Consider the following 19,729-nt stretch of genomic DNA (forward strand, 5'->3'; position numbering starts at 1 on the left):
AGCGAGTATTTATCTCTAAAATTAATACTTATTCCTTATACTATCGTGATCTTTTAATCAGTTTTACAGCAAATTCTCTTAATTCTTCCTTCATACTTTCTTTGCCATTAACTTTCTCAAGCGATGTAAGAGCCTTTTCGAAGTAATCATTCATCTTTTTCCGGGCTATTTCATCTACACCAATTTGATTGTAAATGTTTCTAACTGCCTCTATTTTTTCATCCCGATTGAATGATTTGATATTAACCCATTCTTGCAATTCTTCCATTAAAGATCCTGACGCCCTTTCTAACGCATTAATTAGCAAAAATGTTTTCTTATTTGCAACAATATCTCCACCAATTGCTTTTCCAAAAGTCTTTTCGTCTCCATATACATCTAAGAAATCATCCTGTAGCTGAAATGCCAAACCAATGTTCTCCCCAAATTCATATAGATGAGTAGCATCTTTTTCGTTGGCTTTACCAATGATTGCGCCTGCCTTTAAACTACCAGCTAATAGTACTGCTGTTTTTAATCTTATCATATTAAGATATTCATCAACAGTAACATTTGTGCGACTTTCGAATTCCATGTCGTATTGTTGACCTTCACAAACTTCAATGGCTGTTTGACTGAAAAGATCAAGAACTGATTTAAGAACTGATTCATCTACCTTGCTGAGGTATTGGTAGGCTTTAATTAGCATGGCATCGCCAGATAAGATAGCAGTGTTCTCATCCCACTTTATGTGTACTGTGGGTTGATTACGTCGAACTTCAGCATTGTCCATCACATCATCGTGAAGAAGGGTGAAGTTATGAAACACTTCTACTGCTAGTCCGGCAGATAATGCATTCTCAAAGTTGTCGTCAAATAAATAGCACCCGGCCAGGCACATGGTAGGACGAATGCGCTTGCCTCCCAACGACATTACGTATTCAATAGGTTGATAAAGGGCTTCAGGTTCAGTAACGAAGTTTTCCTTGTTTAAAGCAATTTCAACAACTTTTTGAAGTTCGGCTATTGTAGTCATATTTATTGGTCAATGTCTTTATTCTTCAATATGGGCTTTTTCTCTTTCCTCTTTTTAATCACTAAATCTTCCAACTCAATATCTTCGTCCTCGTTGTAGATATGAAGTAAAGGTTCTTTAAAGGATTTGTTGGTTATAGCTTTTTCCAAAGTTAATAATAATGATGGTAGGAGGATAAGATTTGAAAAAAGTGCAATTAAAAGAGTTATTGCTACAAGCACTCCTAGAGCTACCGTTCCTCCAAATTGCGATACGCTAAAGATACCAAAACCAAAGAATAAAATAATGGAAGTGTAAATCATGCTTACACCCGTTTCTTTAAGCGCGAGAACAACAGCAGCTCGTATACTCCAATTTGTTTCAGTAAGTTCCTGACGGTACTTGGCCAAATAATGAATAGTGTCGTCAACCGAAATACCAAAAGCAATACTAAACACCAATATGGTTGAAGGTTTAATAGGAATGCCAAAATATCCCATCAAGGCAGCCGTCATTATTAAAGGAAACAGGTTGGGAATTAATGAAACCAAAACCATTCTTTTGGATGAAAACATCCAGGCCATAAATGATGCAATAAGAATGACTGCTAAAAGTAAGCTGGTGAATAGATTGCGTATGAGGTAATCTGTACCTTTAAAAAATACTACGCTGGCGCCTGTTAATGAGGTAAAATAGTTTTCAGAAGGAAATACCTCGTCAATAACTTTTTGTATTTCTATATTTAACGAAGCCATCTCAGATGTGCCAATGTCTTTCATTCGGTAGCTTAATCTGGCTCTTTGCTTTGTTGAATCCACAAAATTATTCACAATGCCTGTCTCCATTCCCTCGTTACTTTTGCTCACATAGGAAAGGATAAAGTTTCGTTCCTGATTACTAGGTATTTTGTAAAAACTTTCTTTGCCGTTAAAGAAGGCCTGACGTGAAAATTTGACTACCTCAGCTAATGAAATGGGTTTTGAAATTTCATCTAATTTGGATAATTCATCCTGAAGTTCATCAATCTTCTTTAAGTTTTTTCGTTGTATAACACCATTTGGTTTCTTCGTGTCCACCATTATTTCTAATGGCATAAGACCATTGAAATTGTTTTCAAAAAATTGAAGGTCAACATAAAGAGGATCGTCATGAGGAATGTCATCCAGCATATATCCGGTTGTTTTAATACGGCTAATTCCGAAGATACCTAAAACTAACATGATGGAAGTACACCAGTAAATTAAAGAGCGGTGATTAAGAGATATACGAACAAGATAGTTAACTACGCCACTAATTACCTGATTATCGAGGTGTTTAATGTGTCGTTCTTTGGGGCCATCTAAAAAGCTAAAAATGATAGGTATGAGTAAGATGGATAAGAAAAACACAACCAAAATATTGATGGCGGCAATCACTCCAAACTCTACTAAGATCTTACTACTTGTAAAAATAAAAGTCCCAAATCCTGATGCTGTTGTTAAATTGGTTAAGAATGTTGCATTTCCAATTTTACGGATTACTCTTTGAAGCGCTTTTATTTTATTTTGGTGAATTCTGTACTCCTGATGGTATTTATTAAGGAGAAACACCGAGTTGGGAATACCAATAACTATAATAAGGGGTGGAATCATTCCGGTGAGAATGGTTATTTTATAACCAAATATACCTTGTATCCCCAGTGCCCAGATAACAGCTATGCCAACAACCAGCATTGAAAAGATAACCACTTTGAAGGAGCGAAAGAATAACAAAATAATGATTGCTGTTATCCCAAGAGCCAGGAAGATAAACATATTCAGCTCTTTTTTGATCATTTCAGCAGTAATTACTCTTATAAAAGGTAATCCTGAGTAATGAAGTTCCTGCTCGTTTTGCTCAAAGTAGTTATTACCTGCTTTTTTAATATCCTCAACCAGTCTTACCCGATCTTTACTGTGCAGTATGTCGTCATCTAATGTTATGGCCATCAGATACGCATCTTTTGCTTTATTGTAAACTAGCTCATCGTAAAAAGGTAATTGATAAAATGCTTCTTTTAATGAGTCTAATTCGGTCTGAAACTGAATGTGTTCAGGGAAAATAGGTTGTATCTCAAACCTTTTCTCTTCTGTGTTCTTTTTCAGATTGTACGTTTGACCAATAGAAAATACCGAAGTAACACCGTTGATGTTTTTAATCTCATTTGCCAGTTCATTCCACTGGTTGAATTCATCTACTTCAAAAAAGTCTTTGTTCTTAACCCCTATAACAACCAGATTTCCTTCTGATCCAAAGGTCTCTATAAACGATTCGTATGCTAAATAAGTTGAGTCATCTTCTGGTAGCAAAGGTGCATACTGGTACGACATTTCAATTTTACGGGATTGAAACCCCATAAATAAAGTCAACAGAAATAATCCTATTAATATTGCTATTCTGTTGCGTAATATAAAACGTGCAATTCTAATCCACATCTCAGTTCAATCTTCAGTCTAATTTAATCTTGCGAAAATAGGTAAAAACGTTGGATGGCCAATCAATTCTTCATTTTCTGTTTTAAAACGATACCTGTCCGTCAATGGCAATTAAAGCCTCTGACTGCTGCAACTCCGATTGAAGAAAAATATATTGGTTGGCACCACATTGTTGCTTAATAATCATTTCAGCATCTGCAAAATCAACCTCGTTCGGAAGGTAAATTCTAAGTAGATCAAATTTCAATTGCGAAATACCTAAACCAGTGTCTCTACTTAAAGTTTCCTTAATAAGATTAAGAATTTCTTTTATTTGCGAAATAATATTACTATTCTCATTAACCATTTTGTTAGTGCTGAATTTAGCCTGTTGCCATTCCTTAGCAATTGAAGAAGAAATACCCGGATTTGTTTTAACCTGATGAATGGGGAATGTATCCTTTACTGCAGCACTGAATGAAAGAGTAATTCCACCATTATTGACAGTGCTTAAATTCAATGGTGGTAGGTTTTGATTAAATAATTCAGGGTCGAGATATAGTTCTTTTATTTGTTCTACTGTTCTCCATGAGTTGCTATCATTGGATGTTTGAGTTACGAAACTTTTTTCAATCTGAGCATTTAAGAAATCAACATGACCAAAATGCATTTCCTCATGATCTAACAATTGCTCTGCAAAATCAAAGGCCATTTGAGTAGATCTTAAGAGATCATTATCCTCATCAAAGTGAATTCCTCCGGAAAGTAATGTTTTGCTTTGTTCTTTACTACAAAGGGTATATGGAAATTTTTGAAATTCTTTGTGTTCAATTTCGCAGCTCTTATCATTACAGATAGTAAATAATAAGATGGTTCCGGAAGAAGTTAAGTTTTTGCAAGTAGTTATGTTGTATGCTGGAAGTTGTTTGCCAAATACTTTTGACAATACTTCCTGAAGGTTACTATCGGTATTTAAAAAATCCTCCTTATTGTTTATGTCAACGAATAAATCAACTTTCGCAATTTGTTTAGTATCTATTGTGTTGTCCTTCAAAAAGGTTGAAATGGTTTTGCTCAGAGAGTCTGTTTTTCCGATTAATACTTGTTGGGTATCTATGATTATGCTTTGAAATGATAGCTTCATTATTGATAATTTTGTAATCCTTTAAAAAATAGGGTTTTCCCTTGTTTTTGGTTGCTAGGCACTTGCAAATGTAACAGAATCAATATAAAGCAAAGTTATATTGAAGGCAATCTTTCTCTTAAAAAATCAAAAATTATTGAATTTAAGGAAACTAATCTATTTCATTTGCGTACCATGGCGCATTAAGAAGTTGAATTTGAAAGGATGTATTGTTATGAAAAAGATTTTGTTCTTTGTGAGCTTAATGCTATTGCCTTTAGCTGCCAACGCACAAATTGCTAAGTTTAAATCAGTTTTTACACTGAATTTTATTCGTCATATCGGGTGGCCTGAGGCTGCTAAAGAAGGCGACTTTGTAATTGGAGTTGTGAAAGATAAAGAAATTGTAAGTTGGCTTGAGAAATTATCTGAAGGGAAGAAATTCGGATTTCAGGAAGTAGTGATTAAAGAGTTTAAATCCATTGAAGAAGTGCAAAACTGCCAGGTGTTGTTTGTGTCTTCATCTATTAATTTTAACCGTCATGCTTCAGAAATTGTTAGCAAAGTAGGAGGTAAGAATACTTTAATAGTTTGTGAATCGGAAGGAGCAACGGATAATGGGGCTATGTTTAACTTCGTTGTTCGCGAAGAAAGATTGAAGTTTGAGATTCATAAAGCCAATGCTGCTAAATTTGGTTTGCAAATAAGTTCGAAATTGGAAGGTATGCAAGCAGCAATATCATTGTAAGCTGCGTTTCTTTAATATATTTATTGACGAATTGTATTTTTAATTAATTTGTGAAATTAATTTACCATATTTAAGTTGAATTGAAATATAAGACTATTCTGTTTGATTAATAAGGATAGGATCTTATTTTTGCCTAGCGACACCAATTCAACAAAAATTGGAAGTCAATAGATACGAAAACTAAACTCGAATGAAGAATATCAAACTAAATATTGCCCAAAAATTATTGTGGGGTTTTGGTGTCATTCTGTTACTGATTATTATAAATGGAGTATGGACGTTTTCGACCTTAACATCCAGTAAGAATCTAAATAATAAGTTAACAGGCACTTACTCTCCTTCGTCGGAAAGTTTAAATCATTTATCAATGATGGTTACGAACTCTAAAATGTTAGTTCGTAGTTGGGTGTTTATCGACAAGCAGTCGGATACACCCGATAAAATCAGGTTAAAAGATTTACACGAGAAAGACTTTCCTGAATTACAAAAGGAAATAAAACAATATTATGCAGAATGGGAGTCTGCTGATGTTGCAGAGGCTGATAGCATATTTAATGACATCGAATCATTATTTCAGATGCAGCAATATGTTATGACTAGCCTTAATTCTTTTGCCTCCTATGAAGATGTAATGGTTTTATTTGAAGTGGAGCCTCAAGTTCAGGATGGAGGAGAAATAATCGTTCTCAGCGATAATATTACTGAAAGAATTGATGAGTTAGCTACTAAATATGTTACAGCTAGTGACGAAGCACTTGAAGCAACAAATAGCAGTTTTACTGTTCTTCAATGGGTTATCCTTATCATGAGTTTGTTGGTTATTTTTGGAGCCTCGCTTACCGCTTACCTACTGTATAACGCCATTGTTAGTCCTTTAAATAAAGGAGTTAATTTTGCTAAGGCTATCGGAGATGGTGATTTAACAGCTACGGTTGAAGTGCATCAGAATGATGAGATCGGAGACTTGGCAAAAGCATTGGTTGCAATGGCTGAGCAACTTAAAAGAACAGTTGTTTCAATAAAAGAAAATGCAAATGATTTGGTTACTTCAAGTACTCAACTGAAGTCCAGTTCAATGCAACTTTCGAAAGGATCGGCTGACCAGGCTGCATCTGCTGAGGAAGTATCTACCTCAATTGAAGAAATGGTGGCTAATATCGATCAAAATACAGAGAATGCAGTAGAGACGGAAAAAATTACTGTTGAAACGGCTCAGGATGTAGGTGTTGCAGATAAATTGTCATCACAAGCTGCAAAAGTGATGAAAGATGTTTCTGAAAAGATCACAATCATTAGCGATATTGCATTTCAGACCAATATATTAGCTTTGAATGCAGCAGTGGAGGCAGCTCGTGCCGGTGAGCATGGAAGAGGTTTCTCTGTAGTAGCCGCAGAAGTTCGAAAATTGGCTGAAAGAAGTAAGTTAGCCGCAGATGAAATTGTATCTCTTGTTAAAACCGGATTAAAAGTCTCTCAGGAAGCAGGTGCCAAATCAAAGGCATTAGTACCTGATATTGAAAAGACAACCCAGTTGATTAAAGAAATTTCAGCCGCTAGTATGGAACAAAAGACGGGGGCTGAGCAGATCAACCTTGCAATGCAGCAACTGAATATGATTACTCAGGAAAATGCTTCATCATCTGATGAATTAACGCAAAGTTCTGATCAATTGGCAAATCTGGCTGATAGCTTACATGAAGTTGTCAACTTCTTTAAGATTGGTGATGAAAAAGAGGTGAAACCTAATTTTACTTCAGAGGAAAAGACTGTATTGAAAGAACCAAAGAAAGAAGTTAATCAGGCTGCTCCGAAAACTGCGGATACAGAAGTGAAAAAGGAGACCACAAAAAAGGATAATCCTTTCTCAAATTTCGATAAGGATTTTGATTTAGATAATTACGAAAAGTTTTAAGATAACGACCATGGATAATCTACCGTATAACGTAATCTATGAAGAGTTGCCCGAAAAAGAGATATTACGCTTTTCAGGCCAACTTATAATAAACTATATTGAGAATATTACCGAAGCGGTTAAGAATAAAGTATCAGTATCAAAAGATCTGGATGTTCAGATTGATAATCCTGATAGTATTGATGTTACCTTTATTCAACTACTATTGTCGATAATTAAAACCTTTGAAGCAAACGATAAAAACGTTTCAGTTACTTCGGAGCTTAAAGATGAGTTAAAAACCTTAATCGGAAATTCCGGTTTCAGCTATGTGCTTAATTAACCTAAAATAAATAGAACATTATATTATGGCTAAAACAGTTCTTATTGTTGATGATTCAGAAAGTATACGTGAAGTTGTCAACTTTACTCTTCAAAACGAAGGCTATGATGTATTAGTTGGTGTTGATGGTGAAGACGCTCTAAAATATTTAGATGGCCGTACCATTGATATTGTAATTACCGACTTACACATGCCTAACCTTGATGGCCTTGGATTAATTCGTAAGGTAAGAGAGATGGATGCATACAAGCATATTCCAATTTTGTTCCTAACAACAGAATCACAAGCCTCAAAGAAGATGGAAGCAAAGCAGGCAGGTGCTACAGGCTGGATTATCAAGCCCTTTGTGCCAGCTAAATTATTAAGTGCAATTTCCCGCGTGTTACGATGATTGATAAGATCAAGCATATTTTTATTGAGGAGACCAATAATGATTTAATGCAACTGAAAAAAGAACTTCAATTAGTAGAACCAGTGAAACCCACTGGTGAAGCAGTTGAAAAAATATTCAGGGCAATGCATACCATTAAAGGTTCCGCACCTATGTTTGGTTTTACCCAATTAACTGAGATTGCCATGCCAGTTGAATCTGTTTATAGAGATTTATATAATGGCAAAATTGTACTGAATAGTACTATTATTGATAAGACGAAGGATGTTGTATCACTAATTCAGGAGGTGTTGAATAAGAAGGATGAATGTCTTCCTTCAGTGGAAGAGAAGAAAAAAACTTTAATTGATTTCTTTACCAACATCGACAGGTTAAACGTTCGAACAAATGATTGATAAGTTTAGAGAAAAATTCGTTGAGGAATCGCTTGATAATATCAATGACCTGGAAGAAGCATTGTTCCTTTTAGAAAAGGATATGCACAACAGTGAAATCATTGAGCGAATTTTCCGGGCTATGCACTCTCTTAAAGGAGGGGGAGCAATGTTTGGATTTAACCACTTAAGTGAATTTACACATCATCTTGAAACCGTTTTTGATTTGATTAGAAATGATAAGCTGAAAGTGTCAAATGATATTATATCAATGACATTTGAAGCCATCGATCAAATCAAACATTTACTTCAGATTGGAGATTTAACGGATGCCGGAGATATTGCCAATCAACAAGCTTTTATTAAGCGCATTCAGGAAGTATCGAATCAAGAAGGTAGCACTTCTACAGCTAGTGTTGGGGGTTCAAATGTGGAGCAAATTGCTGAAAGTGATGGATCAAAAACCTTTTTGATCAGTATTAAACCAAATGAAGATATTCTTCGAAACGGTACCAATCCGTTTTATTTACTCGATGACCTTCATGCAATGGGGGATGCAAAGGTAGTTGCTTTTGCAAAAGATATCCCTGAATTGACACAATTCAAACCGGTTACTAACTATAGTCAGTGGCAGGTTGTTTTAAATACATCAGAATCAATTAATGAAATTAAGGATGTATTTATTTTTGTGGAAGATGAATGTGAAATTGATTTACAAGAGTTAAAGGTTAATAATGTTATTAATTCAGATGCTCTTGTTGCACTAATTGATAAAGCTGTTGCTGATCGTGTTCTGTTAACAAAAGAACAGATTGAAGCAATTGGTGAAGCAGGTAGTGGTAAGGAAGATGATAAGAAGGATGGCAAACGCAAAGTTCAGTTAAAAGAACATAAAATATCAAGTATCAGGGTTAACTCAAATAAAATTGATGATTTGGTTAATCTGGTAAGTGAGTTAGTAACTATTCAGGCACAGCTTAACTTATATGCCGAAAAAGACGGAAATAGTGATATTGTTGGCTTGGCTGAGAATATTCAAAAACTAAGCCGTCAGCTTCGCGATAATGCTTTTGAAATAAGTTTGATTCCGCTACAAAGCGAATTAATGCGTTTCCAGCGATTGGTGCGTGATTTATCAAAAGAACTTGATAAGGAAATAGATTTTATAATAGAAGGTGGAGATATTGAGCTTGATAAAAATATTATTGAGCATCTTACAGATCCTTTATTACATATCATTCGTAACTCTGTTGACCATGGAATTGAAATGGCTGACGAGCGAATTAAGAATGGCAAATCGCCAAAAGGAACAATTGTTTTCAAGGCTTTTTATTCAGGAGCTAGTGTAATTGTTCAGGTAATTGATGACGGTAAAGGTATAGACCCTGAATTCATCAAATCAAAAGCAATTAGCAAAGGTTTGATTGATGAAAATGTAGAGTTAAGCCGAAAAGAAATATTTGATTTAGTTTTTCTAAGCGGATTTTCTACCAAAGAAACGGTTTCTGATGTCTCGGGACGTGGCGTTGGAATGGACGTAGTTAAGAAAAAGATTGGTGAAATTCGTGGTGAAGTGTCTCTCGATTCTGAAGTTGGAAAGGGAACAACACTTACGCTTGAATTACCAATGACACTTTCTATTATTGATGGCTTACTGGTTAAAGTGTCTGACAATCAATATGTAATTCCAATTGCTAACATCGAAAAGATTCATGCAATTGAAGATGTAAGTTTTGGGAATACAATAAACCATATCGTTTCTATAGGTGAAGAACAATTTCCATACATTGACGTGAGAGAGGTGTTCGAAACCAAAAATGAAGATTCGGGTGGAAAGCAGTTGATTCTTGTTAAGTTTGAAGATAGGAAAGTGGGATTATTGGTTGATCAGGTGATTGGAGAATATCAAACTGTTGTTAAACCTTTAGGACGTTACTTAAAGAAACAGGAAAATATTTCAGGAGCAACCATTATGGGAGATGGAAGTATTGCATTAGTGATGGATACTAATCGTATGATTCACAATAATGCATCTAAGAAATACCGAACTAAGAAATAATTACAATGAAAGATCAAATTACATCACTGATTTCATTTTATGTGGACAAGGAAGTCTTCGCATTTGATACTCTTAAGGTTCGGAATATTCTTGAATATGGAAAGATGACCTGGGTGCCTAATACAAAAGATTATGTGCTTGGGGTGATGAATCTGCACGGAAACATTTTTCCTGTGGCCGATTTAAGAGTGATGATGGAGACAAGTAAAGTTGAAAACACTGCTGATACTTCAATTATTGTTGTATCAAACGATGGAAAAACTGATTCTTTAATAGGAATTGTTGTTGACGGCGTTAAAGAAGTGTTCGATATTGATGGATTAGAAATTAAAGAGTCGGTTTATCATGGTAACTCCGGCATTGTAAATTCATTTCTGGGCACCATTCATAAAAATGAAGAGTTTGTGCACATAATTGATTTGGATGAAACAGTTCTTGAAATTGAAAAATAAAAAGTGAATTAATGAGTGAGCTAATCAATGCATATCTGACTTTCTCTGTAGGTTCTAATACCTTTGGAGTACATGTAGGTAAAGTGGTTGAGATTTTAGAGTATGTAAAACCAAAATCGGTGCCAGAAAGCTTACCTTATATCACGGGGGTAATTGACCATCGCGAAAATATAGTGCCAGTGATTGATACAGGTTTGAAGTTTAATGTGGGTACTATTGATGTTACCCCTCAAACATGTATTGTTGTTCTTGAAATAGATAAACCCGATAATTCAGGAAAATTAATCATTGGAGCAATGGTGGATGCGGTGTCTGATGTATTTGAATCAGATAACGAAAAAATCAAAACAATAGAAAACGATTTTAAACCGGGATATATCTCGGCTACATATAAAACGGATGAAAATTTAGTGATGATATTAAATGCCGAGCAGGTATTTAATGACAAAGATATAATTGCACTTGACGAGCTAAAAAGTAGTATAGAAGCGGAATAATGTTTAAGGGTAAGGAGAATAACGTTCAAAAAGATCTGGATTGTTTCAAGGCAGAATTGACAGAATCAGATTTTAAGGCTTTTAGTGAATTCATATACAACGAATTCGGTATAAAAATGCCCCCCATTAAACGCATCATGCTTCAGGGACGATTATTGAAGCGTATCCGTGAGCTAAATATGCAGTCTTACACTGAATATAAAGAGTACTTTTTTAGTAAAGATGGGCAGGAAAAAGAGATCTTTAATTTTTTGAATGTTGTTACAACAAACAAAACCGATTTTTTTAGAGAACCTGTACATTTTGATTATTTGAGGGATGAAATTTTACCTCATTTTGCTGATAATAACAGAAGTTTGAAAATATGGAGTGCAGGTTGTTCAAGCGGTGAAGAACCTTATACAATCTCCATTGTGCTGAATGAATTTAAAAACAATAATCCGTTGTTTAGTTTTAGTATCTTAGGATCTGATATATCCAACAAAGTACTTACAACGGCTTCCAAGGGAATTTACAATGAGCATAAAGTTGCTTTGTTGCCTCTTGAGATGAAAAAGAAATATTTTTTAAAGAGTAAAGATAGAGAAAACCCATCGGTTAGGGTTAAGCCAGAATTACAAAAAAATATTGCATTGAAATATGTGAATTTAATGGATAATTCATACAATGTAGGGGATAAGTTTGATGTAATATTTTGTAGAAATGTTTTAATTTATTTTGACAGAGCCACACAAGAGAAAGTGATCAATAAGCTTTGTCAGTATTTAAAGCCTGGAGGAATTTTCTTTATCGGTCACTCAGAATCGTTATCGGGGATGAATGTGCCATTAAAGCACATAAAACCTACCATATTTTTAAAAGAATAAAAGTAAGTCCGGAATAAAAAATAAAACAAGAATTATGAGCAACTTATCGGATAGGCAACTATTGCGCGAATTGAAAATAAGGCTTGAGGAAAGAAAAAAGCTCGATACAGAAATGAAAGAGCTTTCGAAAGATTTTCAGTCTGTAACAAAAAAGTTGAAAGAATCGGAGGCTTTAAAGAGTCACTTTATCTCTAATATTTCCAACGAAATAGTAAACCCGTTTACCTCAATTCTTGGTTTGTCAAAAGCCATTTTGTCGGTTGAGAAAAACGATTGGAAGAAAGTGGTTTCAATGGTAGCTCTTATCCATAGTGAAGCCTTTAATCTTGATTTTCAGCTGAGAAATATCTTTGTTGCAGCTAAGATTGAAGCCGGAGAAATTGCTCCAAATATCACCAAAGTAAATGTGAGAAGTCTCACTCAAACTGTGATAGATTCCTTTAATATCATCTCGAGAAAAATGGGAATTGATATTGATCTGCAGTTTAATGTAGAATATGGCTTTGGTAAGAATTTTTATTTCAAAACGGACTCAGAGAAACTCAAATTAATATTGAGTAACCTTATTAATAACGCTTTAAAATATAGCTACAAGGATAGTAAGGTTATTATTAAAATCTGGGTTGATGATGATGAATTGAATGTATCTGTTCAGGATTTTGGAACGGGTATTTCAGAGAAAAATCAAAAAATCATTTTCGAGCGTTTTAAGCGATTGGATTCAGGTATCAATTCCATTAACCGAGGACACGGATTGGGATTATCTATTACCAAAGCATTGCTTGATGTTCTGGGAGGAAATATTGAGATTGATAGTAAAAAAGGTGAAGGGTCAACGTTCTCAATTACTTTACCTGAAGCGAAAAACATTATAGATGGCTTCAGTGGTGATGGTAACGATGTGTTCTTTGATGACGGTGATGAGATTTTTTAAGGCGAAGTTAGATGGAGAATAGATATTTACAACATTTTCTATACCCCTCTTCCTTGTATGTCAGCAAAGAACCTTATGTGATCAAAACCATATTAGGTAGTTGTGTTGCTATATGTATCTGGGATAAGAAGCTAAAGTTTGGAGGCATGAACCATTATATGCTGCCAAACTGGAACGGTAATGAATTAGCTTCTCCTAAATATGGTAACATAGCTATTGATAAACTGATTGAGAGAATGTTCTATTATGGTAGCAACCGAAAAGATTTAGTTGCAAAAATATTTGGCGGTGGAGAACTGCTTGAAGCCAGAACAGGAAACTCAATGCTTATTGGGGAACGAAACATAAGAGTTGCCAGATTAATGTTGGAGGAGCGTAACATTCCAATTGTTGCCTCCAGTACAGGTGGAAAAAGAGGTAGAAAGATTTTATTTTTTAGCGATACCGGAGAAGTTAGGCATAAATTTCTCGAAAAAAAGGTATATTAATGCCTGAAAGCCTTCGAACGGCAGTGAATGGAGATGAAGGAGCATGAAGGTTTTCAAACTAATTAGTTGGAAGCAAAAACAACAATTGTCACAGATTGTTGTGGTGTAAATAACATTGACTCATGGAAAAAAAGATTCGGGTATTGGTAGTAGATGACTCAGCTGTGGTAAGACAAAGTTTGTCATCAATTCTTGAATCAGATCCTGACATTGAAGTAATGGGTACGGCAGCCGATCCCATTATTGCTGTTAAGAAAATAATGAAGGAGATTCCCGATGTGATTACCCTCGACATCGAGATGCCTCGGATGGATGGTTTAACATTTCTCCGAAAAATAATGTCGCAACATCCTATTCCGGTAGTTGTTATTTCCAGTCTTACTACTGAGGGTACAGAGGTAGCCATGAAGGCTTTGGAATATGGTGCCAGTGAAATAATTGGTAAACCTGCAATGAATGCAGCACAGTTTATCAATGAGTCAAAAATAATGTTATGCGATGCGGTTAAAGCTGCTTCACATGTCAAGTTGAAGCGCCGTAAAATTGCAGAGCCTGTAGCACCTAAGGTCCAACCAAAACTTTCGGCAGATGTAATTATTGATAAGGCTTCGACCTATAAAAGAATTATCAGTACCGATAAGGTAATTGTATTGGGTGCCTCAACCGGTGGTACAGAAGCAATTAGAACCTTCTTGAAAGCCATGCCAGATAAAATGCCGGGTATTGCGATTGTTCAACATATGCCCGAAGGTTTTACAAAATCATTTGCCAATAGTTTGAATAACATTTGTGGCCTTGAAGTGAAAGAAGCCGAGCAAGGTGACAGACTTTATCAAGGTAGAGTTTTAATTGCGCCGGGCAATAAGCATATGTTGCTAAAAAGGGTAGGAAAAGAGTATTCTGTTGATGTAAAAGAAGGACCTTTGGTAAACCGTCACCGACCTTCGGTGGATGTACTATTTCGTTCAGCCGCAAGGTACGCTGGTAATAATGCAACCGGAATTTTGCTAACCGGAATGGGTAATGATGGAGCAAAGGGACTACTTGAGTTAAAAGAGTCAGGAGCTCATACCATAGCGCAGGATGAAGCTTCTTCGGTAGTTTTTGGTATGCCAAAAGAGGCAATAAAGCTTGGAGCTGCCGATGAAATCTTATCTTTGGACAAAATTGCACCATATATACTGTCGAAAGTAAAATAAATAACTTTAACCTGGTAGCCGTTTAATTTAACGCCATTTCTTATGGGTAAAGAAAATATTAAAAATATTAGAAGCCGTTACACTTTAAGAGGCTTTGTTTTTGGACTACTCCTGTACCTTTTTGTTTTGGTTGGGAGTTTTAGTGTATTAGAATATACCGAATTACGATTTAATGTATTAAATGCATACACTGTGTTCCCCATGTTATGGTTGGTTACAGCAGTGCCCTTTGTTTCTGGTTTAATTGGTTACCTAATTGCCGGTAACTTTGCCAAAATCATTAAAAAGCAAAAGAAGCATTTGAAATATGAGGCAAACAGAAGTAAAGAAGTGCTTCAGTTTGTGGATAACCTACGCAAGGATAATTTTGATAGTGCTTTACATCTGAATCTTAAGAATGATATATTAGCGACTTCACTTTTACGTTTGCGCGATTACTTAATCCAAAGTAAAAAAGATGTTGAGCAAAGAAGAATTGAAGAAGAGCAACGTAACTGGGTTACGCGAGGATTAGCTCATTTTGGAGAACTGCTTCGTAAGGAAAGTGATAATCTTGAAGATTTAAGTTATAATATCATCCGCTATTTGGTGGATTATATGAAGATTAATCAAGCAGGTTTTTATTTATTAAATACCTTAAGTAAAAATGAAAAGTATTTTGAATTAACTGCTTGTGTTGCCTTTGATCGTAAAAAATTTACAGATAAAAGAATAAACTGGGAGGAAGGATTAATTGGTCGTTGTGCGTTGGAAAAACAAACCATTTATCTGACAGACGTTCCGAATGACTATTTGAATATTACTTCAGGATTAGGAGAAGCAAATCCAAGATCGATTTTAATTGTACCACTTAAAACCAATGATGAGGTTTATGGTGTGTTAGAAATGGCTTCTTTTAAACCTTTTGATGATTATGAAATTGAGTTTGTAGAGAAAACAGCTGAAAGTATTGCCTTAACAATACAATCGGTTCAAAATACAATTCGAACTACCAAGCTTTTAAAAGAGACCCAAAATCAGGCTGAGCGAATGTCGCAACAAGAAGAGGAGCTGCGTCAGAATCTGGAAGAGATGCAAGCTACTCAGGAAGAGAGCGATCGTCGTGAAGTTGAAATGAAAGGTATTTTAGAAGCAATTGATCATGCTGCGATTAGTTCTGAATTTGAAGTGGACGGTACATTAATCAATGTGAATCAGAACTTCTTGAGAACTTTCAGATATAACCCTGAGGAGATAGAAGGACAAAATATCAAGATTTTCTTCTTTAAAGAAGACGTTGCCGAGCTGGATCAGATCTTAACTGATTTAAGAAACGGCCATAACTTTAAAGGACGTGTGAAAAGAAGAACCAAGATGGGAGATGAAATCTACCTGTTAACTACCTATACTCCTGTAATTGATCATGAAGGAGAAATTATTAAGATTTTAAGCCTCGAAAATGATATTACTGAGCAAGTAGATATGGAAGAAGAGTTGAAGCGCAGTAAAGACGAATTGGGCATTATGCTTGAAGAGGCTAAAAAAGAAGTAACAGAACAGTTTAAAGAAATTGAAGCTGTTAAAATACGAAACGAGAAAACGCTTGAAGGTGCTTTAGATGCAATCATAACCACCAATAAAGATGGAATTGTTGAGTTCTTTAACCTGGCAGCTGAAAAGCTTTGGGGATACGATAGAAATGAAGTACTTGGCGAGCATGTTTCCATGCTATTCTCTGAGGAAACAGCTAAAAACGATGAGTTTATTTCAGCATTTGTTTCAAACGAGAAAGAAAAGATAATTGGAGAAAGGCGTGAAGCTCCTATAAAAAATAAAGTGGGCAGTGAAGAACCCGTATTGTTCTTATTATCTGAAGCAAAAGTAGGTGAAGATCATTCGTATACTGCGTTTATCCAAAACGTTGAGGTAGAGTTATTTTAAGTGATTGATATGGTAGGGGAGACTGCATTTAGAGAATATCTAAATGAATTGAAGAAACATACTCCGTATGATTTTAGTGAGTATTCTGATAATTCAATTCATAGACGAATCCGGAAGATATTAAAGGATTATGATCTCACTATGCAGCAATTGTTGGAACGTACAAAAACCGATGAGGATTTTGTAGAGAAGGTTGTAGAAGAGATAACTGTTAATACCACAGAATTATTCAGAGATCCAGAGATATGGACAAATATCTACGATAAGATATTTGCCGGGGTAAAAAGTAAAAAAACAATTAACATTTGGCATGCAGGATGTAGCTCGGGTATGGAGGTTTATTCAAACCTTATTATCATGAGTGAATTGGGTTTGCTTGACAGGATTAAGGTGTATGGTACCGATATAAATGCTCGTATGGTAAGACAAGCAAAATCGGGTAAATATGCATTAAAGTTTAATTTAGAACAGTTACAAGCGTTTAATAAATCATTAAAGAAAAAGCCTATTCAAGGCATATCAGAAATTGATTTTACCAAGTACTTTGAGTTTCATGAAGAAGAAGATGTACTGATTGTCAAAGACTTTTTGCGTAAGGTGCCGTGGTTTGTTAAACACGATTTGGTGCAGGAAGAAATACCATTTTATAATAAGTTTGATATAGTGTTTTGTCGAAATGTGTTGATTTATTTCAATGCAAGCTTGCAATCAAAACTCTTTAAACGTTTCCACGATCAAATGTATCCGGGTGCTTTTTTATTACTGGGTAATCATGAAAACATGTCGGGGTTTTATAAAACAAAATTTAGTAAGAATGGTCCTTTATTCGTAAAAAATAATTCCTTTCATTTTAAATATTAATTAAATGGCACTTAATTATAGCATACGTGAAATAAGGGAATTATCAGAGGTTTTGACGCAAGAAACGCAGATGCCTTTTAATCAAATGAGCCAATCATTTCTTAAGCGTAGGTTGTATCTTTTTGGAGAAAAAAAAGGGGTTAAAAAGAATGAGCAACTTTTAGCCGGACTAAAAGATGAGGCTTTTAAGGATGATTTAATAAATAATATAGTAGTACCTGTTACCGAACTATTTCGTGATCCCGGTCTGTGGCGAAAAATCCGTGAGTATTTCTTATCCTTATCAGATCAATCAGTAATAAAAGTTTGGATACCACAAATTGCTTCAGGAGAAGAATTATATACACTGTTAATTGTAGCACAAGAAACGGGTGTTTTAGATAAAATAGAAGTTACAGCAGGTTATTGTGCGTCTGTTACTAAGGAGCTAGTAGAACAAGGCGTTATCTTTAGTAAAAAGATGGATACTAACCTGTATAATTATAAAAGATACGAAGGGAAGCAAAGTCTGGAAGGTTATATGGAGGATGATGAGGGAGTATTGAAATTAAAATCATCTTTCTGGTCAAAAATCAATTTTAAGAAAGGTTGTGTCACTATCAGTAAACCCGATGAGAAAGTTGATTTGGTTTTATTTCGTAATGTGATGCTCTATTATAAAAAAGATTATCATTCAGTTTTAAAGGAGGCAATCGATAGTTCATTAAAACCTGGAGGATGGCTATGTATTGGTGTAAGGGAGCAATTTCCTACTCCTTATTCCGATCGATTTGAATGTATTGATCAAAAAGAAAAAGTGTTTCTAAAGTTTAATGCGTTAACTCAGTAATTGTTATGCTTTTAAAATACAAAGCGGTAGTAATAGGAGGTTCAGCTGGAAGTTTTTCAGTGGTAAGTAAGATTTTATCACAGATTAATCATGATTTTCCCTTGCCTATTATATTGTGTTTGCATCGATTAAAGCATGTACGTTCTGGTTTATTGGAAAGCATCAATTTAAAATCTAAGCTGGAAGTACTTGAACCTCATGATAAGGATAAAATTATTCCCGGTAAAGTTTATCTGGCACCTTCTAACTATCATTTATTTATTGAGTACGATGGATCAATTAGTTTATCTACCGAAGAACCATTGAATCATAGTCGGCCATCAATTGACCATACATTATCATCATCGGCATATTTCTTCAGAGATAAGTTAATAGGCATATTATTAACTGGAGCCAATAAAGATGGAGCTAAGGGCATGAAGGATATAGCTGATAAAAGAGGCTTTACTATTGTTCAGGATCCTGCAACTTGTGATGTGGATACTATGCCAAAAATGGCTTTAAGATTGATGTCTCCATCCAAAATAATGTCTCCTGACGAGATCGTTCTTTATTTGAACCAACTAGTGAATTAACTATGAGTAGAGATAAATATATATATTGGTTAGGAGCTATTTTTCTTTGTCTTGTATTGATAAAGTACTTGTTTGTTCCATCTGTTTTTTCGCCGGTTTACTATTCTATAGAGCTGGTTTCTCTAATTGTATTCGTAGGACTTATCTTTTTTGTGAGTAAGCAATTTATGCTTAAGAAAAACTGTAAAGGTGATCAATTACAAATGTTGGTTGACGAATTGCAAAATGAGAATAGTAGGCTAAAGGAGCAGGTGCATGTACTGGAACAAGAGAAAAATAATAAAAAAGCCTTTTACTCTGCTAAAGAAAAAATGTTGATTGATTTGCGTAAAGTGCATAACGATAACAATGATGTAGCTTCTGGTTTCTTCGAACTTATAAAGAAACATGTTGAACTGGTGGCCGGAATCTCGTATTTACAATGTGAGGAGGAGGGGTGTTATAAGCCAGTGCAATCGTATGGTTTAGATGAAGAGTGGAACGTTGAGAAACTGATTATTGGGGAAGGAATTCACGGACAAGCAGTTGTTGAAAAAAGAGCCATTGAAATTACAGATATTCCTGAGGACTATCTGGAAGCGTCTTCCGGATCAGGAGCTGCTCAACCGGCTTATATTTATTTATTACCATTTATTAAAGAAGAGGAAAAAGGTCTATTAATTGAAGTAGCATCTTTTAAGAAGCTTGGATTAGATATCATTTGGAATGAGTTTTTGGATAATCTAGATATTGAAGAAAACTAAAAGTAACACG

General features: G+C 35.0%; 20 protein-coding genes. 17 read left to right on the top strand and 3 right to left on the bottom strand.

The genetic code is table 11. From position 1 onward, the window contains the following. Window positions 1–40 precede the first annotated feature (40 nt). From KEM10_RS00885 to KEM10_RS00895, 3 genes are all read right to left on the bottom strand, one after another. Window positions 41–1,015, bottom strand: coding sequence for a polyprenyl synthetase family protein (locus tag KEM10_RS00885; RefSeq protein ID WP_212212264.1), 975 nt, complete (start codon window positions 1,013–1,015; stop codon window positions 41–43). Between the two features lie 2 nt (window positions 1,016–1,017). After that, window positions 1,018–3,447, bottom strand: a complete 2,430-nt coding sequence (locus tag KEM10_RS00890) for an efflux RND transporter permease subunit (protein WP_212212266.1) — start codon at window positions 3,445–3,447, stop codon at window positions 1,018–1,020. A gap of 82 nt (window positions 3,448–3,529) precedes the next feature. Further along, window positions 3,530–4,570 carry a hypothetical protein gene (locus tag KEM10_RS00895; protein ID WP_212212269.1) on the bottom strand — a complete coding sequence of 347 codons (1,041 nt, stop codon included), beginning with the start codon at window positions 4,568–4,570 and terminating at the stop codon, window positions 3,530–3,532. Window positions 4,571–4,784: 214 nt separating this feature from the next. Between KEM10_RS00895 and KEM10_RS00900 the strand changes: the two genes are divergently transcribed. From KEM10_RS00900 to KEM10_RS00980, 17 genes are all read left to right on the top strand, one after another. Beyond that, window positions 4,785–5,297 carry a YfiR family protein gene (locus KEM10_RS00900; RefSeq protein ID WP_212212272.1) on the top strand — a complete coding sequence of 171 codons (513 nt, stop codon included), beginning with the start codon at window positions 4,785–4,787 and terminating at the stop codon, window positions 5,295–5,297. A gap of 190 nt (window positions 5,298–5,487) precedes the next feature. Next, window positions 5,488–7,209: a methyl-accepting chemotaxis protein gene (locus KEM10_RS00905; RefSeq protein WP_212212275.1), complete on the top strand. Its 1,722-nt coding sequence runs from the start codon at window positions 5,488–5,490 to the stop codon at window positions 7,207–7,209. A 10-nt stretch (window positions 7,210–7,219) separates the two neighbouring features. Then, window positions 7,220–7,531, top strand: a complete 312-nt coding sequence (locus KEM10_RS00910; protein ID WP_212212277.1) for a hypothetical protein — start codon at window positions 7,220–7,222, stop codon at window positions 7,529–7,531. A 25-nt stretch (window positions 7,532–7,556) separates the two neighbouring features. Continuing rightward, window positions 7,557–7,922 carry a response regulator gene (locus KEM10_RS00915; protein WP_212212279.1) on the top strand — a complete coding sequence of 122 codons (366 nt, stop codon included), beginning with the start codon at window positions 7,557–7,559 and terminating at the stop codon, window positions 7,920–7,922. After that, the gene (locus tag KEM10_RS00920; protein ID WP_212212281.1) at window positions 7,919–8,317 is read left to right on the top strand and encodes an Hpt domain-containing protein; all 399 of its coding nucleotides are present in this window, start codon (window positions 7,919–7,921) and stop codon (window positions 8,315–8,317) included. Before KEM10_RS00915 ends, KEM10_RS00920 begins: the two co-directional genes overlap by 4 nt. After that, window positions 8,310–10,355: a chemotaxis protein CheA gene (locus KEM10_RS00925; protein WP_212212284.1), complete on the top strand. Its 2,046-nt coding sequence runs from the start codon at window positions 8,310–8,312 to the stop codon at window positions 10,353–10,355. The genes KEM10_RS00920 and KEM10_RS00925 overlap by 8 nt, the downstream gene beginning before the upstream one ends. A gap of 5 nt (window positions 10,356–10,360) precedes the next feature. Next, the gene (locus tag KEM10_RS00930) at window positions 10,361–10,807 is read left to right on the top strand and encodes a chemotaxis protein CheW (RefSeq protein WP_212212287.1); all 447 of its coding nucleotides are present in this window, start codon (window positions 10,361–10,363) and stop codon (window positions 10,805–10,807) included. Between the two features lie 11 nt (window positions 10,808–10,818). Next, on the top strand, window positions 10,819–11,304 hold the full coding sequence (locus KEM10_RS00935) for a chemotaxis protein CheW (protein WP_212212290.1): 486 nt from the start codon (window positions 10,819–10,821) through the stop codon (window positions 11,302–11,304). Beyond that, window positions 11,304–12,170, top strand: a complete 867-nt coding sequence (locus KEM10_RS00940; protein WP_212212293.1) for a CheR family methyltransferase — start codon at window positions 11,304–11,306, stop codon at window positions 12,168–12,170. Before KEM10_RS00935 ends, KEM10_RS00940 begins: the two co-directional genes overlap by 1 nt. 34 nt (window positions 12,171–12,204) lie before the next feature. Then, window positions 12,205–13,104 (top strand): sensor histidine kinase, encoded by a 900-nt coding sequence (locus tag KEM10_RS00945; protein ID WP_212212295.1) that lies wholly within the window; start codon window positions 12,205–12,207, stop codon window positions 13,102–13,104. An 11-nt stretch (window positions 13,105–13,115) separates the two neighbouring features. After that, entirely contained in the window at window positions 13,116–13,592 is a 477-nt protein-coding gene (locus KEM10_RS00950) for a chemotaxis protein CheD (RefSeq protein ID WP_212212297.1), read from the top strand. A 122-nt stretch (window positions 13,593–13,714) separates the two neighbouring features. Continuing rightward, window positions 13,715–14,791 (top strand): protein-glutamate methylesterase/protein-glutamine glutaminase, encoded by a 1,077-nt coding sequence (locus KEM10_RS00955; protein ID WP_212212299.1) that lies wholly within the window; start codon window positions 13,715–13,717, stop codon window positions 14,789–14,791. A 42-nt stretch (window positions 14,792–14,833) separates the two neighbouring features. Further along, window positions 14,834–16,711, top strand: coding sequence for a PAS domain S-box protein (locus tag KEM10_RS00960; protein WP_212212301.1), 1,878 nt, complete (start codon window positions 14,834–14,836; stop codon window positions 16,709–16,711). A 9-nt stretch (window positions 16,712–16,720) separates the two neighbouring features. After that, a complete protein-coding gene (locus tag KEM10_RS00965; protein ID WP_212212303.1) occupies window positions 16,721–17,572 on the top strand; it encodes a CheR family methyltransferase in 852 nt (283 codons plus the stop codon). Between the two features lie 4 nt (window positions 17,573–17,576). Next, window positions 17,577–18,401, top strand: a complete 825-nt coding sequence (locus KEM10_RS00970) for a CheR family methyltransferase (RefSeq protein WP_212212304.1) — start codon at window positions 17,577–17,579, stop codon at window positions 18,399–18,401. 5 nt (window positions 18,402–18,406) lie between these two features. Next, on the top strand, window positions 18,407–18,976 hold the full coding sequence (locus tag KEM10_RS00975) for a chemotaxis protein CheB (protein ID WP_212212306.1): 570 nt from the start codon (window positions 18,407–18,409) through the stop codon (window positions 18,974–18,976). A 2-nt stretch (window positions 18,977–18,978) separates the two neighbouring features. Next, window positions 18,979–19,719: a bZIP transcription factor gene (locus tag KEM10_RS00980; RefSeq protein ID WP_212212309.1), complete on the top strand. Its 741-nt coding sequence runs from the start codon at window positions 18,979–18,981 to the stop codon at window positions 19,717–19,719. The last annotated feature ends 10 nt before the right edge of the window (window positions 19,720–19,729 follow it).

It is taken from the genome of Carboxylicivirga linearis, from assembly GCF_018271995.1.
Lineage (GTDB): Bacteria > Bacteroidota > Bacteroidia > Bacteroidales > Marinilabiliaceae > Carboxylicivirga > Carboxylicivirga linearis.